A 14,825-nucleotide genomic window follows, 5' to 3' on the forward strand; every position below is an offset into this window, starting at 1 on the left:
CCGCGTCGCGGGGCCAAAGACAGCCATTGCCACCCCATGCTTGGTAAGACTTTCAAGAATATCGCTCAGAGAGTAGTATTTCCCCGGAAAATCGGCCAATATCATCCTTCCGACTGAGTGAATTCACAGGCATGCTCAATAGGATTGACAGCAACGAACTCTCGCGAGCCGCGAGCTGCACAATCGCAACCTATGGGGGAATGACGTTGAGCAACCCGATTTTTGGTTCCAACAGCCAATCAGAGGCTTGGGGGACCAAGCCTGGAAGTCCTGTTGGATTCCGTGACAACGCCAATATGAGCTCTGACCAATTGCAGCACATGTACCAGCAGCCTGCTGCTACCGGTGCCGACATGGGTCGCATGACCATTGGCGACACGATCAACAAGACCGTGTTCTGCCTCGCCCTCGTTGTCATCGGTGCAGCAGTTGGTTGGATCATGCCAGCACTGATGCTCCCAGGCGCGTTGGTCGGTTTTGTCCTCGGCTTGGTCAACGTCTTCAAGAAGCGCCCATCGCCAGCCCTGATTCTGCTGTACTCCGCAGCGCAGGGCCTCTTCCTCGGAGGGCTGTCCGGTTTCCTGGAATCGCGCCCAGGAATGCAGGGCATCGCCATCCAGGCCGTACTGGCAACCTTCTGCGTGGCCGGTGTAACCCTGGCCCTGTACCGCTCGGGCAAGTACCGGATGACTCCGAAGCTGAACAAGATCTTCATGGTCGGCATGATCGGCCTGGTCGTCTTCTCGCTTCTGAACATGGTCCTGATGATGACAGGCGTCATCGACGGAATGTTCGGCATGCGCGGCGGCGTACTTGGCCTGGTAATCGGTGTTGTGGCGGTCTTGCTGGCCACCTACGCATTGGTCTCCGACTTCACCATGATCGAGGAACTCTCCAACCAGGGTGCTCCAGCAATCATGGCGTGGCGCGGTGCCTTCGGCCTGACCATGACCTTGATCTGGCTGTACACCGAGATCCTGCGCATTCTGGCCATCCTGCGTGGCGACGACTAGTAACTGAAAACTGACAAGGACCAGCACCTTCGGGTGCTGGTCCTTTTTAGTGCCTCCAGATGGATTCAGGCCAGTAGCAGCGACCCGCGGAGATCACCCTATGGTCAACAAACGCACATGGAAAATAGGACGGGGACTGCGACGGCGCCGTAATAATTCCGCATGCCATGATGATGCGAATCCGCTGATATTCAGGCAATGGGCTGGCATTGCGCCGACGTGTGATCTCCCGGATGGTGACTCATGGACTGAAGAACGCCTGAATTTCTGCATGTTTGGCCCCAAAGAGCACCCAGAGTCATTATGATGCTCCACATCACACGCAGTTCGACGAGGGAGAGATTATGAGCACCAGTCATGCACCAAACAGCTCACCTGGCCTGGTTAAAACGCTAGGCAATATTGACGCTTTGGCTCTCGGCTTTGGCGCGATGATCGGCTTCGGCTGGGTCGTCCTGACCGGCGGTTGGCTAGAAAATGCGGGCACCATGGGAGCGGTTGTTGCCATGATTGTCGGTGGCGGCATCATGGGTGTTGTCGGGCTAGCCTACGCAGAGCTCACCGCGGCGATGCCCAAGGCCGGTGGCGAGCACAACTTCATTCTTCGTGCATTGGGGCCCCGGCCATCATTCCTTGGATCATGGGCTATCACCGGCGGCTACGTCACTATTGTGGCCTTCGAAGCCGTGGCATTTCCCCGCACCGTGGAGTACATCTTGCCAGGGATGTCCCAAATCCCGTTGTGGACGGTCGCCGGATTCGAAGTTAATCTCACCTGGGCGCTGGTTGGCGTGCTCGCTGCCATCGTGATTACGTGGATCAATATCCGAGGCGTCAAGCACGCTGGCGCATTGCAAACCTTTGTGGTGATCTTCCTGTTGGCCATCGGCGCATTGCTGATCGCTGGATCCTTTGTCGGAGGCGAAGCGCAGAATATGCAGCCGCTATTCAGCAACGGGATGAGCGGGTTCTTCGCCGTATTGGTGGCAGTCCCGTTCCTGTTCATCGGCTTCGACGTCATTCCCCAGTCGGCGGAAGAAGTGAATATCCCTGCCAAGCAAATTGGCAAGCTCGTGGTCTTCTCTGTCGTACTTGCCACCATCTGGTACGTCATGGTCGTGCTGACCACCTCCTCGGCCATGCCCGCTGATCAATTGTCCGGTGTCGATATCGCCACGGCAGACGCATTTGGTGCCCTTTTCGGTTCAGACTTCATGGCCAAAGTGCTCATCGCCGGTGGCGTCGCAGGCATCCTGACCTCGTGGAATTCACTGCTTCTCGGAGCCTCGCGTCTGGTGTATTCATTGGCGCGAAGCGGCATGCTGCCAGAATGGTTCGGCCAGCTGCATCCGAAGTATCGCACCCCGGCCAATGCACTGATTTTTATCGGCGGCATTTCAATGCTCGCACCATTCTTCGGCGCTGAGATGCTCGGATGGCTGGTGGATTCCGGTGCCCCGAGCATTATCGTGGCCTACCTGCTGGTGTCGGTAACCTTCCTGGTTTTGCGGCGGAAGGAACCGCAGATGGACCGGCCGCTGAAGGTGGGCGGCAATGGCCCGGGAGGGTTGGTCATTGGCTGGGCATCGGTCATCCTCACGGCAGCACTGTTTAGCCTCTATATGCCCGGAATGCCCGCTTCGCTGAGCTGGGAACCATGGGTTATTTTTGCCGTGTGGTGGGTACTTGGCGCAGTGTTCTTCTTCAAGGTACCCGGCGGCATCGCCCCGGGCATCGATGCCGAAGAGCAGGTGCTCATGGCCGTGCGAGCACGGCGGAAATAGCAAACCCGCGCCGGCGGAACAACCGACAGGACTGGGATGAACAATCTGGCCATTTCTGTGGTTGTCGATAAACATATTGAACTAGAAATCTAGGAGCAGTGCCCAAATCGGGCACTGCTCCTTGTTTTTTGTCACATTTCCGACATGGATCAAGTGGCAAGGATTCAAACGCGGTAGCGTAGTTGCATGAAGAGTAGCCGGTTGGAACGTTTGCGACGTATTCGCGTCTCCCTTCCGGGCAAGTCCGCAGAGAAACCCGCAGCGCCGCGCGCCGAAGTTGTCGACTTCAAAAGCGCCGAAGACATGCCCTATGCCGTGCGCCTCGCGGCCAGCTGGGCGTGGCGATTCCTGATCATCGTAGCCGCCCTGGGCGTGCTGGTTTGGGCCCTGTCCAAGGTGTCCCTCCTGGTGATTCCGGTACTTGTTGCAGCGCTGCTGTCCGGACTTCTTTCTCCCGTGGTCAATGCCTTGAATCGCAAGCTGGCAGTACCCCGCGGCCTTGCCGTGGGTATTACGCTCATCGGCTTTTTGGTGTTGGTCATTGCCGGACTGTCGCTGGCTGGGCAACGCTTGTCAGCGGGGTTTACCGCCCTGTGGAGCCAAGCCCTCTTTGGCATCGAGCAGGTCCAGGACTGGCTGTTCAACGGCCCGCTGAAGCTCACCAACGATGACCTGCAGGGCGTTTTGGATGATGCCCTGGCCCAGCTGCGCGGCAACGCCACCAACATCCTGAGCGAAGCCATCAGCTGGACCTCGTTCATAGGCCAGTTCCTCACCGGAACTTTGCTGGCCCTCTTTGTCTTGATCTTCCTGCTGCTCGACGGGCGGAAAATTGGGCTGTTCCTGGTGAACCTCCTGCCGCGCCGGGCCCGCCCAGCCATGGACGGAGCGCTCACCCGTGGATGGGCCTCATTGGTCAGCTACGTTCGAGTGCAGATGCTTGTTGCCTTCATCGATGCCATTGGCATTGGATTTGGCGCCTTCTTCCTCGGTGTCCCGCTGGCCATGCCGTTGGGCGTTTTGGTATTCATCGGCTCCTTCATCCCTGTGGTGGGTGCATTGATTACCGGAGCCTTGGCCGTGCTGCTCGCCTTGGTCGCCAACGGCTGGGTCAATGCGTTGATCATGCTGGCCGTTGTCCTCCTCGTCCAGCAGGCGGAATCCAATATTCTCCAGCCGCTGATCATGGGCAAGGCCGTCAGCCTGCACCCGTTAGCCGTCGTGCTGGCCGTCGCGGGCGGAACCATGCTCGCCGGAATCCCCGGTGCGCTATTTGCAGTGCCACTGCTGGCGGTGCTCAACGCGGTGGTCAAATACCTCTCCGGCAGGGCCTGGGAGAGCGACGAATTCGTGCTCAAGCAATACGGCATCCAGCTGCCCCCGGAACCACCAGCAAAAACCGTGGCGGCGCAAACGCCGGCCAGCCCGGGCGCCCCTGAAACCCACACCTCGCCGGAGAACCGGCAACCTGAGACAACAGCAGATGAGGAATAACCCATGACCACAGAAACTACGTTGCCGGTCACCCTGGCAGATATCGAGTCAGCTGCACAGGTCTTGAAACCCGTTATTGCGTTGACTCCAGTGGAGCACTCACGAGTGCTCTCCCAGCACATTGGTGCCGAGGTCTTCCTGAAGTGCGAAAACATGCAGCGTGCCGGTTCCTTCAAGGTCCGCGGAGCCTATGTGCGCATGTCCAAGCTCAGCGCTGAAGAGAAGGCACGCGGCGTGGTCGCGGCCTCGGCGGGCAACCATGCCCAGGGCGTCGCACAAGCTTCCAGCCAGTTGGGGATCAAAGCGCGCATCTACATGCCGCGTGGCGTCGCACTTCCCAAGCTCACTGCAACCCGCGATCACGGTGCAGAGGTAGTGCTCTTCGGGGATACCGTTGACGAGGCCTTGGCCGAAGCCCAGCGCTACGCCGACGAAACCGGTGCTGTGTTCGTGCACCCCTTCGACCACCCGGACATCATTGCCGGACAGGGCACCATCGGCCTGGAACTCCTGGAGCAGCTTCCAGAAGTGGAGACCGTGCTGATGGGCGTGGGCGGCGGCGGGCTGCTTGCAGGCGTGGCCATAGCATTGAAAGAAAAGGCGCGCGAGCTGGGCCGCGAAATCAAGGTCATTGGCGTGCAGGCTGAAAACGCCGCGGCCTACCCGCCATCCCTGGCTGCCGATGCCCTGGTGCCACTGGACACCGTGCACACCATCGCTGACGGCATCGCTGTCGGCAAGCCGGGCCAGTTGCCATTCACCATCATCAAGGAGCTCGTTGACGACGTGGTGACCGTTTCCGAGGATGCCCTGGCCCGCGCGCTGGTGGTGCTCTTGGAACGCAACAAGCTGGTAGTTGAACCAGCCGGCGCCGTGGGCGTCGCCGCCCTCCTGGAAAACCGGCTCGAAGAGCACGGGATCAACCCGGCAACCACCGCGGTGATCCTTTCCGGCGGAAATATCGACCCGCTGCTGATGCTCAAGGTGATCCAGCGAGGCTTGTCGGCTGCTGGACGATTCTTGACCGTCCGCATGATGCTGCCAGACCGACCCGGCGCCCTGGCCCAGATCTCGCGGATCATCGCCGACTCCGATGCAAATGTCACCCGCTTGGACCACACGCGCATCGGCGGTTCGCTATCGATGGGCGACGTGGCAATCACCATCGATCTGGAAACCAAGGGCCATGAGCATTCCAAAGCCGTGCTTAATAACCTCCGGGCCGAGGGCTTTGACCCGCAGATCACCAATAACGCTGGCGGATCCGTCGCCTGATCTATAGCAAAAAAAGTCCTCGCCGGCTGCCAGCTCAAGGAGCTGGCAGCCGGCGAGGACTTTAAAGCTTGAAGCAGTATCAGGAAGCTTCGTACGGCTTGGCCGAAATGATTTCAACCTTGATGTCGCGGCCGTTGGGAGCCACGTAGGAAAGCTTGTCGCCCACCTTGGCGCCGTGCACGGCAACGCCGATTGGCGACTGCTCGGAGTAAACTTCCAAATCGGTATCGCCAGCGACTTCGCGGGAGCCAAACAGGAAGGTGGTTTCATCGCCAGCGATGCTCGCGACAACCATCATGCCAGGTTCGACAATTCCGTCATCTGCAGGCGCTTCGCCGACGTTGGCCCGGCGCAGCAGGTCCTTCAAGTACAGGATGCGGGCTTCTGCTTTGCCCTGCTCTTCACGGGCAGCGTGGTAGCCGCCGTTCTCCTTCAGGTCACCTTCGGAACGGGCCTGCTCGATACGGGCAACGATCTCGGCGCGTCCCGGGCCTGAGAGGAAAGTCAGTTCGTTCTGGAGCCGGTCGAAGGCTTCCTGAGTCAGCCAAACGACAGGTTCGTTGCTGTTGGTGCTCACGTTGTACTTCCTTTGGTCAGTTAGGACTTCGCTGTGGCTTGGTGGACTGCAAAGAGCCCCTCAAAGCCGAACGCCACCTGAACGGTGGCGTCGACGAAGTCGGATTCGGTACGGATCTGCGGGCTTGCGTTGTTCTGTTGATGCAAGCAAAGACCCCGCCAGCTTCATGATCTGGTTTATACCTGGACCAATCGCGGATGCGGGGCGAAACGTATCTTTTCAACGATAGTAGTCGCCAAAACGCTTTAAGCCCAATAGATTCAGCTATTAGGGAATGAACGGGCTGAAATATTAACCCTTGTAGTCCTGGGGAACCTCGTAGCAAGTCTCGACGCCAGAGGTCACCGCAAGGTTATCGGTGTGCAGATCGACGTCGATCTGCTGATTGATCAAGCCGGTGGCCTCTCCCGGATCAAGCAGGATCGTCTTGTAGCCGACAACAGCCTTGGACTCGTTCATCGCGCGGATATCGCATTGGACACGATCCTTGGCGTTGTATTCCACGGCGATGGTCGTCTTGGTCAAGGTCGGCGAAACGACCTCATAATGAATGTCCTGGGCGGTAATGGCGCTGTAGTTGCTGAACCCGATGTAGGCGGCGCCGGCCACGCCAAGAGCAATGGCCGAAGTGATCAGCCAATTGCGCGAGGATTTACTCAGGCTGCGTTTCTTGGGGTTGTTGTAGCGAGCCGTTAAGCTTGGATCAGACATTACTTGTCTTGCACCACTCTCTGTGCCTGGGCGGCATTTGAACTGGGAATGCCGTATGTTGGTTCCTTCAACAAGTTTACCGCCTGAGCTGAATTGGGAATAACCGGCAGTCGAGTATCAGTTGATATCAATGGTGAACAGTTTTCTCAAAAAATCCGCTGTTCAGCATAGTGGCGAAGGAAAGTAGATCAGTGGAGATTCACGACGTGAAGAAAATTGGCCCATCGCAGGGGCTCCGGCTCATGGCTATTCACGCGCACCCCGATGATGAATCTTCGAAGGGCGCTGCCACCATGGCTGCCTATGTCGACGCAGGCGCAGAAGTGATGGTGGTTTCCTGCACCGGCGGCGAACGTGGAGACATTCTCAACGCAGCAGCAGGAGAACTGGCACACGCACACCGCGATCTGCCCGGCGTGCGCCGCACCGAGATGGCCGAGGCGGCCGCGGTGCTCGGCATTAAGCACCGCTGGCTAGGCTATGTGGACTCCGGATTGCCCGAAGGCGACCCGCTGCCCGACCTGCCTTTTGGCGCTTTTGCCCTGCAGCCGGTCGAAGTTGCCGCTGCCGGCATCATCAAGCTGATCCGAGAATTCCGTCCCCATGTCATCACGACCTACGACGAGAATGGCGGCTATCCGCACCCGGACCACATCCACAGCCACAAGGTGGCGACCTTCGCCTTCGAGCATGCCGCGAACCCCGAGATGTACCCGGAGCTGGGCCAGCCATGGTCGGTCAGCAAGCTGTACTACGACCGCGCCTTCGCGCCGGACCGCTTCCGCGCCCTGCACTACGCGATGATCGAAGCCGGCTACGATTCGCCGTATGCGGAACGGGTCGCCCAGTGGGAAGCGGACGAAGACAACCAGATGTTCAAGTGGGTTTCGCCACATACCACGACCACCCAGATTCACTGCGCAGACTTTTTCTCGCAGCGTGATCAGGCGCTGCTGGCCCACCGAACCCAGATTGACCCGGAAGGTTTCTTCTTCGCGGTGCCGGAGCACGTCTACGCTGAGCACTGGCCATGGGAGGACTACACCTTGATCTCATCCAAGGTATCCACCGATTTGCCCGAGTCGGACCTCTTCGCCGGACTAAGATAGCAATAAGCACTTCCTCGTTCCAGAAAAGAGTTGTCTGTACATCGTGAGTACGATCTTCGCGTCCTTGGCCGTAGCTTCTCAGACCACCAAGTTGGGCACGGAGACCAGCAGCGACTACGGTCCCGGATTCCTCGGCTTCATTTTCACCGCGCTCATGGTCATCGCCGTGATCTTCCTGATCCGCGACATGGTCCGTCGTGTGCGCCGCGTGCGCTACACCTCGGAAGCGGAGTCCAAGCAGCAGGATATGGTGGCCAAGGGCGAGCAGCGCAAGCTGCAAGAACCCGAGGGCCCGGTCGATCCGAAGACCGACGAATCCCAGTAGCTGCGGTGTGAGCCACGCGATAGCATGAAAGCGTGGCTCAACGACTCGCTGGCGCTGCCAGCCAATATCTCAGACAACACGCGCACCAACTAGTCGACTGGTTCCCCTACGGGGATGAAGCCTTCGAACAGGCCCGCCTGCGAGATGTGCCGGTGATGCTGTCCATCGGCTACGCCGCCTGCCACTGGTGCCATGTCATGAGCCACGAGTCATTCGACGATCCGCAGATCGCCGCGCTGCTCAACGAGAATTTTGTGGCCATCAAGGTCGACCGCGAAGAACACCCGCTGGTTGACGATACCTACATGATGGCCACCCAGGCGCTCACCGGTGCCGGTGGCTGGCCCATGACCATCTTTGCCCTGCCCGATGGGCGCACCGTGCATGCGGGGACCTATTACCCCAAAGAACCCCGCGGCCGCACCCCGGGGTTCAGCCAGGTGCTCCAGGCCGTCCATGAAGCCTGGGAAACCAAGCGCGAAGGCCTTGAAGAGCAGGCCGCAATGCTCGCCGATCACCTGGCAGAACTCGGCAGCAGGCAGAGCGCGCTGCTGGCCCTGGACTCCCGGGAACCGGCCCAGTCGGCTCTGGCCACGGCCACCGAACGCTGGATCCTCACGACCAGGGCCGAGGGCGGATTCACCCCGGCGCCCAAATTCCCTCCCACCTGGGCGCTGAAGACGCTGTGGCATTCGATCATCACCCGCCCGGACTGCTCCCAAGAAGCCTTCAATGCCGCCGCTACCAGCCTCGAAGCGATGTTCCTGGGCGGGTTGCAGGACCATGTCGACGGTGGATTCGCGCGGTACTGCGTGGATGAAAACTGGTCGGTGCCGCATTTTGAAAAGATGCTCTACGACAATGCCGGGCTGCTTTCGCTGGCTGCGCGCAGCGCGGTGCTGGCATCCGAAGTTGCCGCAGGCACCAGCGGCAAGGCTGCTGAGCGGGCGCAGAACCTGGCGCAGCTGGCCAGGAGCAGTGCCCTGGGCATCATTGGCTTCCTCCATGAAGAACTGCTGATCGAATCCGGGCCCCACCCGGCCTTTGCCGCATCCCTCGACGCGGATTCAGCCCGTGATGGCGCACAGATCGAAGGCGCCTATTACAGCTACAACCGCGAGCAGATTACCCAGGCCACCGAACAACTGCGTTCCCGCTTAGCTCAGGGACTGGTCCGCTTTGCGCCCATTGCCGAGGATCCGCAGTACTTTTGCTTCTCGCTCGCCCGGATGCCCGAGCCCGGGGAACAAGGCACGATCGATGAACTGGCCTGCGCTTTGCGCCAGTTGCGCAGCTCGCGCATCCGGCCGGTGCGTGATGAAAAGGTGGTTGCGGGCTGGAATGCCCTGGCCATCGAAGCGCTCTGCGATGCCTTCGTGCTGCTTGGGGAGCCCATGGCGCTGGAGCTCGCCGAGCGTGTTGCGGCCTCGCTCTGGGCCACCCACTGGGATGAAGAGACATGTCGCTTGGCCAGGGTGAGCTTTGCCGGTCGCCCAGCGCCGAACAATGAAGGGACCTTGCAGGACTATGCCGCGTTGGCCCTGGCCTTCCTGGCATTGAAGCAGGCTACCGGCGAGGCGAAGTGGGGCCAACGCGCCAGCCAGCTGCTGCTCAGGGCCGAGGACTTTGTCGACCCGGCGACCGGGGTGCCCCGCGACGCTATCCAGGTCGATGCGCGTATTGCCGCGCAGCGCAGCGACGTCGCTGCGGTCAGCGTGCTTGATGATGCCCTTCCGGCTGCCGGTGCGCTCTATGCAAAGGCCCTGGCACTGCGCGCAATGCAGGGCATGGCCGAAGGAAACTATTCCGAAAACCATGCGGCGAGCCTCGAAACCGCGCGGGCGCTTTCGGCCCATGCGGTGGCGCTGGCTTCCGAGGCCGCTACCCAAGTGGCTACCGCCCTGGAAGTGCAGAGCATCATTTCTGCTCCCGTGCACTATCTGGCCTTGAGCTCCTGGGACACTGCCGAAGCCCAGCGGGTTCGCAAGCTTGCCTGGGCGCTGGGATTGAATGTTCATTACGCGCCCGAATTGGCTGGTGAAGCAGCGGGGCTCAAAATCCAGCCGTGCCGCGAGGAACTATGCCAGATGCCGGTCGAGGGCTTCGAAAAATTAATGGATTTGCTGCAGATCAATGACCGGGCAGGGGGATCGGCAAACTGAGAATAGCCCGGCATTTTTCCGCTGCGCCCGGCAGATCAGCAAAGGGCCGGGGGATTCGCGGTAGATTTAGAACCTAGACTTTTTGGATTCGATTGAAAGGCAGTGCCACGGTGCAGCTTCCCAACCTTGCGTACCGTTACTACGAACGGCGCTTGGCGAAGTCACTGCCAGCCGACAGGCTTCCGCACCACATTGGAGTCATGGTTGACGGTAACCGCCGTTGGGCCAAGCTCGCAGGTACGCCAACCATGGCCGGCCATCAAGCTGGGGCGGACAAGATCCTGGAATTCCTGGACTGGTGCGAAGAGCTGAACATCAAGATGGTCACGCTCTACATGCTCTCCACGGACAACTTGAATCGCGAGGCGAGCGAACTGCGCGACCTCTTGGAGGTCATCGGCGGAACCCTTGACCGCTTGGGCGAAACCAACAGGGTCAAGGTCCAGCAAGTCGGTGCCAAGGACCTGCTTCCAGAGGATTTGGCGCAGAAATTGGCGGCTTTGGAAACCGTTACCGAAAACCGCGCCGGAGTCCACGTGAATGTGGCGATCGGCTATGGGGGCCGCCGGGAAATCCTGGATGCCTTCAAAGCGCTTTTGGGGCAGGCCGCACACGACGGACGCACGCTAGAAGAGCTGGCCGAAAACCTCTCCACGGATGACATCGAATCGGCCCTGTACACCAAGGGCCAGCCCGACCCCGACCTGGTCATCCGCACCAGTGGCGAGCAGCGCCTGAGCGGATTCCTGACCTGGCAGAGCGCCTATTCAGAGTTCTACTTCTGCGAAGCGCTGTGGCCTGACTTCCGGCGTGTTGATTTCCTGCGAGCCCTGCGCGACTTTGCCGATCGCCAACGCAGGTTCGGTGCCTAGCGCCCGGCTGGGCGAACAGAATTTAAATAATCGTTACCCAGAAGTTGCTTGCTGGTGGCCGTGCAAGGACTATGGTGATCATAAGGCAGGGGCATCAAGCTCCAGCTGATCGAAGGGTTCCGCACTAGATGACCAAAAGCAGCGCCAGCCGGTACAGCTACCGGACACGCCTTGGACATCCGGTGTTGGGCTTCCCCACTAACGCGTGGGGAGAGTCCCCACGCCGGATTCGAGAATGGGTGCGCTGCCATGAGCCGAACTGCCGAACAGGACGTACGAACCTACGTCATTGATACCTCGGTATTGCTTTCCGATCCGAAAGCGATGTTCCACTTTGAAGAGCATCATGTGGTGATTCCATTGACCGTGGTCACCGAGCTGGAACACAAGCGCAAGGATCCAGACCTCGGATACTTCGCGCGCCAGGCCCTGCGCCTGCTCGATGACCTGATCGCCAGCCACGGGGGACTTGCCCAGGCGGTTCCCGTGTCATCGGCTGGCGGCACCTTGCGCATTGAACTGAACCACATAGCGCCGGAAGTTCTTCCTGTGGGCATGCGCTCGGGCGACAACGACGCGCGCATCCTCGCCGTCGCCAAGCATCTGCTGGATTCAGGACTTGATGTTGCCCTGGTGACCAAGGACCTGCCGATGCGCATCAAGGCGTCAGCGATGGGGATCCACGCCGAGGTGTACCGCAACGAGCTGATCGCTTCCACCGGCTGGACCGGAATACAGCAGCTGGACCTGGACGAGGAATCGATGGCCACGCTGTATGAGCGCGAGCAGCTCTTGAATTTGCCAGCGGCAGCCGACGCGCCTGTCAATACCGGCTTTGTCATCACCTCGCCCCGCGGCAGCGCGCTGGCTCGAAAGACCGATGACACTACCCTCAAGCTGGTTCGTGGAGACCAGCAGGCTTTTGGGTTGCACGGCCGCAGCGCCGAGCAGCGAATCGCCTTGGACCTGTTGATGGATCCTTCGGTAGGCATCGTTTCGCTGGGCGGCAACGCCGGTACTGGCAAGTCGGCTCTGGCTCTGTGCGCCGGAATGGAAGCGGTGCTGGAGCGACGCGAGCACCGCAAGATCACCGTGTTCCGACCGCTGTACGCCGTGGGCGGCCAGGAGCTGGGCTACTTGCCGGGCTCGGAAGGCGAAAAGATGGGCCCGTGGGCCCAGGCCGTGTTCGACACCCTGGGTTCCATCGTGTCGAAGAACGCCATTGACGAGGTGCTGGAGCGCGGCATGCTCGAGGTCCTGCCGCTGACCCACATCCGCGGGCGTTCCCTGCATGACTCATTTGTCATTGTTGATGAAGCGCAGTCCCTGGAACGCAATGTGCTGCTCACGGTGCTCTCGCGCATCGGCCAGAACTCCAAGGTGGTGCTCACCCACGATGTGGCCCAGCGGGACAACCTGCACGTGGGACGCCATGATGGCATTGCAGCGGTGGTGGAACAGCTCAAGGGGCACTCGCTGTTTGGCCATGTGACGCTGACTCGTTCCGAGCGTTCAGCGATCGCCGCTTTGGTGACCGAAATGCTCGATGCGCCGATGCTGCGCTAGCTTCCAGGACATGCGCCGGCTCCCGTGCCGCGGGTGGTCAAACACCAGCGGCACGGGAGCCGGAACTGCGTGAGCAAGCATGGAACGGGGGCTACGAGCGCACTATCGGCTGATCAAGCCAATGAACCTTCTGGAAGTGCGAATTGATGTAGTACTCATCCTGGGCCAGAATCCGAAGCCTCAGATCAGGTGCGGCTGGAGCGGGGCCGGACAGCCGCTGGCGCAGAAGGCAAACGCCGGTGCCCAGATCCAAAACCAGCAGCGTGCGCGTGCCAGCGGGAACCAGCGCGAAATCGGCAAGGGCCGCTTGATATGTGTGTCCGGAACTGAGCACCGCTGCCAAGGCTGGACGTCCCTCATGCATGATCTCGCTGAGTTCATGGATATAGGTGGGATGGTCAAAGGCCAAGTCCTGCGCTGCGGGCTCAGTACCTGCAATTTCCACCGGATCCAAAACCGCCGCCCAGTATTCCAGCGGCAGCAAGCCATCAAATCCTGCGATCTCCGGGCGGCGGAGCACTAGGTGATCCGTCGTATAAACCGGTGTGATCAGCGTTGATGGCAACTTCCACGACGCATTGGTGGCGGCGACATAATCACGACTTCGCTGGGCACTGAAAGTCTCTTTCTGGAAGACCAGCGCGCCCGCGGCGTTATGCACGGCGATTCCTTCGCGCTGGCGAATTTTGGCGGTCACTGTGCCGGTCAGGCCGCGCCCGGGATCGCCCAGCTCATCGGGAATGTCGATTTCGACTTTGAGCGAGGTGCTCAGCCAGGGCGCGGACCGGGCCAAGGCGCGGAATCTTCGCCGCGCGGTGGAATCCGGCTCAGGGGAGCCGGGGAAGTACAACGGAGCTGAAGGCACGTCCATAATCTAATTGTATAAGTGCCTGAATTATTCACAAGGGCGAGCTGGCCATCCCATGGCATTGGGAAGATGCCTATGCTCTATACATGTCGCAGATATGGAGCGTTGCCCAAGAAGGGCCGATCGAGGGAGTCCTGGTGGCGCTCCAATTGCTGTGCTTTGGCGTTTTCGGAGTACTGCTGTCCAAGGCCGACATCGCCAGCCATCGACTGCCGAATCGGCTTGTGGGCTCGTGGCTCCTGGCCAGCCTGGCCCTGGTGATTTGCTTGGGCGCCAGCAGCGGGGGCCTGCTGGGAATTCTGCAAGGGTTCCTGGGGATGCTGCTCCTCGGCGGCGGATATTTGCTGATCAGCCTGATTTCAGCTGGGGCCATGGGAATGGGCGATGTAAAGCTGGCCGGCGTCCTTGGCCTGAATCTGGGTTACTATTCCCTGCCTGCGCTGTTTCTTGCCACGTTATTAACTTTTGTCTTGGCCACATTCTGGGTGATCGGGGGAGTGATCGTGCGCAAGCTGACATTGAAGTCGGCCGTGCCGTTTGGGCCATTCATGGTCATTGGGGCATTTGCGGTGCTGCTTGTGGCACGATGAATTTATGGCAACTCCGGAATTCATCACCAAGCTGCGAACACATATAGGGCACGAGATGCTGTGGCTCTCCGGGGTAAAAGTTGTTGTATTCCACGGTGATCGAGTGCTGCTGGTGCGCCGTGCCGATAACGGGCTGTGGACTTTGCCTGCCGGCATCATTGACCCGGGAGAAGAGCCATCGCATACTGCCCAGCGCGAGGTCCAGGAAGAGACCGGGGTGTCCTGCGAAGTCACCGATTTGGTGGGGGTAGGAGTGACCGCGCCAACCGTTTATCCCAATGGAGATCATGCCCAATATCTCGACATCGTCTTCAAGGCCCGGCACCTTTCCGGGCAGGCGAGGATAAACGATGACGAAAACCTCGAAGTCGGCTACTTCGATCTGCAGGACCGTCCTAAGCTGCCGCCCTTGCATGAACGGGCTTTGTCATGGGCGCTGGAACCCCGTCCAGGTGGCTATTTCGCCTAGCTGACAATGG

Annotated in this window: 15 protein-coding genes; 11 read left to right on the plus strand and 4 right to left on the minus strand. The window is 60.0% G+C overall.

Annotated elements, in window-relative coordinates:
• The first annotated feature begins 200 nt into the window (after positions 1-200).
• The 4 genes from AOZ07_RS04155 to ilvA all read left to right on the plus strand — a co-directional run bounded on the left by AOZ07_RS04155 (position 201) and on the right by ilvA (position 5,566).
• Entirely contained in the window at positions 201-1,013 is an 813-nt protein-coding gene (locus AOZ07_RS04155) for a Bax inhibitor-1/YccA family protein (RefSeq protein WP_060703294.1), read from the plus strand.
• Between the two features lie 344 nt (positions 1,014-1,357).
• Positions 1,358-2,797, plus strand: coding sequence for an APC family permease (locus tag AOZ07_RS04160; RefSeq protein WP_060700843.1), 1,440 nt, complete (start codon positions 1,358-1,360; stop codon positions 2,795-2,797).
• A gap of 186 nt (positions 2,798-2,983) precedes the next feature.
• A complete protein-coding gene (locus AOZ07_RS04165; RefSeq protein WP_060700844.1) occupies positions 2,984-4,291 on the plus strand; it encodes an AI-2E family transporter in 1,308 nt (435 codons plus the stop codon).
• A gap of 3 nt (positions 4,292-4,294) precedes the next feature.
• On the plus strand, positions 4,295-5,566 hold the full coding sequence (ilvA, locus tag AOZ07_RS04170) for a threonine ammonia-lyase (protein WP_060700845.1): 1,272 nt from the start codon (positions 4,295-4,297) through the stop codon (positions 5,564-5,566).
• 79 nt (positions 5,567-5,645) lie between these two features.
• Here the strand turns inward: ilvA and greA are convergent, their stop codons facing one another.
• The 3 genes from greA to AOZ07_RS04180 form a co-directional block, all read right to left on the minus strand.
• Positions 5,646-6,143 carry a transcription elongation factor GreA gene (greA, locus tag AOZ07_RS04175; RefSeq protein ID WP_060700846.1) on the minus strand — a complete coding sequence of 166 codons (498 nt, stop codon included), beginning with the start codon at positions 6,141-6,143 and terminating at the stop codon, positions 5,646-5,648.
• 20 nt (positions 6,144-6,163) lie between these two features.
• The gene (locus tag AOZ07_RS19150) at positions 6,164-6,289 is read right to left on the minus strand and encodes a hypothetical protein (RefSeq protein ID WP_257720420.1); all 126 of its coding nucleotides are present in this window, start codon (positions 6,287-6,289) and stop codon (positions 6,164-6,166) included.
• Positions 6,290-6,434: 145 nt separating this feature from the next.
• Positions 6,435-6,854, minus strand: a complete 420-nt coding sequence (locus tag AOZ07_RS04180; RefSeq protein WP_060700847.1) for a DUF4307 domain-containing protein — start codon at positions 6,852-6,854, stop codon at positions 6,435-6,437.
• A gap of 242 nt (positions 6,855-7,096) precedes the next feature.
• Between AOZ07_RS04180 and mca the strand changes: the two genes are divergently transcribed.
• The 5 genes from mca to AOZ07_RS04205 all read left to right on the plus strand — a co-directional run bounded on the left by mca (position 7,097) and on the right by AOZ07_RS04205 (position 12,888).
• Positions 7,097-7,963 (plus strand): mycothiol conjugate amidase Mca, encoded by an 867-nt coding sequence (gene mca, locus AOZ07_RS04185; RefSeq protein ID WP_060703295.1) that lies wholly within the window; start codon positions 7,097-7,099, stop codon positions 7,961-7,963.
• Positions 7,964-8,006: 43 nt separating this feature from the next.
• Positions 8,007-8,288, plus strand: coding sequence for a hypothetical protein (locus AOZ07_RS04190; RefSeq protein ID WP_194943793.1), 282 nt, complete (start codon positions 8,007-8,009; stop codon positions 8,286-8,288).
• 32 nt (positions 8,289-8,320) lie between these two features.
• A complete protein-coding gene (locus AOZ07_RS04195; RefSeq protein ID WP_075972413.1) occupies positions 8,321-10,450 on the plus strand; it encodes a thioredoxin domain-containing protein in 2,130 nt (709 codons plus the stop codon).
• A 110-nt stretch (positions 10,451-10,560) separates the two neighbouring features.
• Positions 10,561-11,322 carry an isoprenyl transferase gene (locus AOZ07_RS04200; protein WP_060700850.1) on the plus strand — a complete coding sequence of 254 codons (762 nt, stop codon included), beginning with the start codon at positions 10,561-10,563 and terminating at the stop codon, positions 11,320-11,322.
• 249 nt (positions 11,323-11,571) lie between these two features.
• Entirely contained in the window at positions 11,572-12,888 is a 1,317-nt protein-coding gene (locus AOZ07_RS04205) for a PhoH family protein (protein ID WP_060700851.1), read from the plus strand.
• Positions 12,889-12,979: 91 nt separating this feature from the next.
• Here the strand turns inward: AOZ07_RS04205 and AOZ07_RS04210 are convergent, their stop codons facing one another.
• Entirely contained in the window at positions 12,980-13,759 is a 780-nt protein-coding gene (locus AOZ07_RS04210) for a hypothetical protein (RefSeq protein WP_060700852.1), read from the minus strand.
• Positions 13,760-13,842: 83 nt separating this feature from the next.
• Here AOZ07_RS04210 and AOZ07_RS04215 point away from each other — a divergent pair, with 83 nt between their 5' ends.
• Both AOZ07_RS04215 and AOZ07_RS04220 read left to right on the plus strand, forming a co-directional pair.
• Positions 13,843-14,346, plus strand: a complete 504-nt coding sequence (locus tag AOZ07_RS04215; RefSeq protein ID WP_060700853.1) for a prepilin peptidase — start codon at positions 13,843-13,845, stop codon at positions 14,344-14,346.
• A 4-nt stretch (positions 14,347-14,350) separates the two neighbouring features.
• On the plus strand, positions 14,351-14,815 hold the full coding sequence (locus tag AOZ07_RS04220; RefSeq protein ID WP_060700854.1) for an NUDIX hydrolase: 465 nt from the start codon (positions 14,351-14,353) through the stop codon (positions 14,813-14,815).
• Positions 14,816-14,825: the final 10 nt, after the last annotated feature.

It is taken from the genome of Glutamicibacter halophytocola, from assembly GCF_001302565.1.
Taxonomy (GTDB): domain Bacteria; phylum Actinomycetota; class Actinomycetes; order Actinomycetales; family Micrococcaceae; genus Glutamicibacter; species Glutamicibacter halophytocola.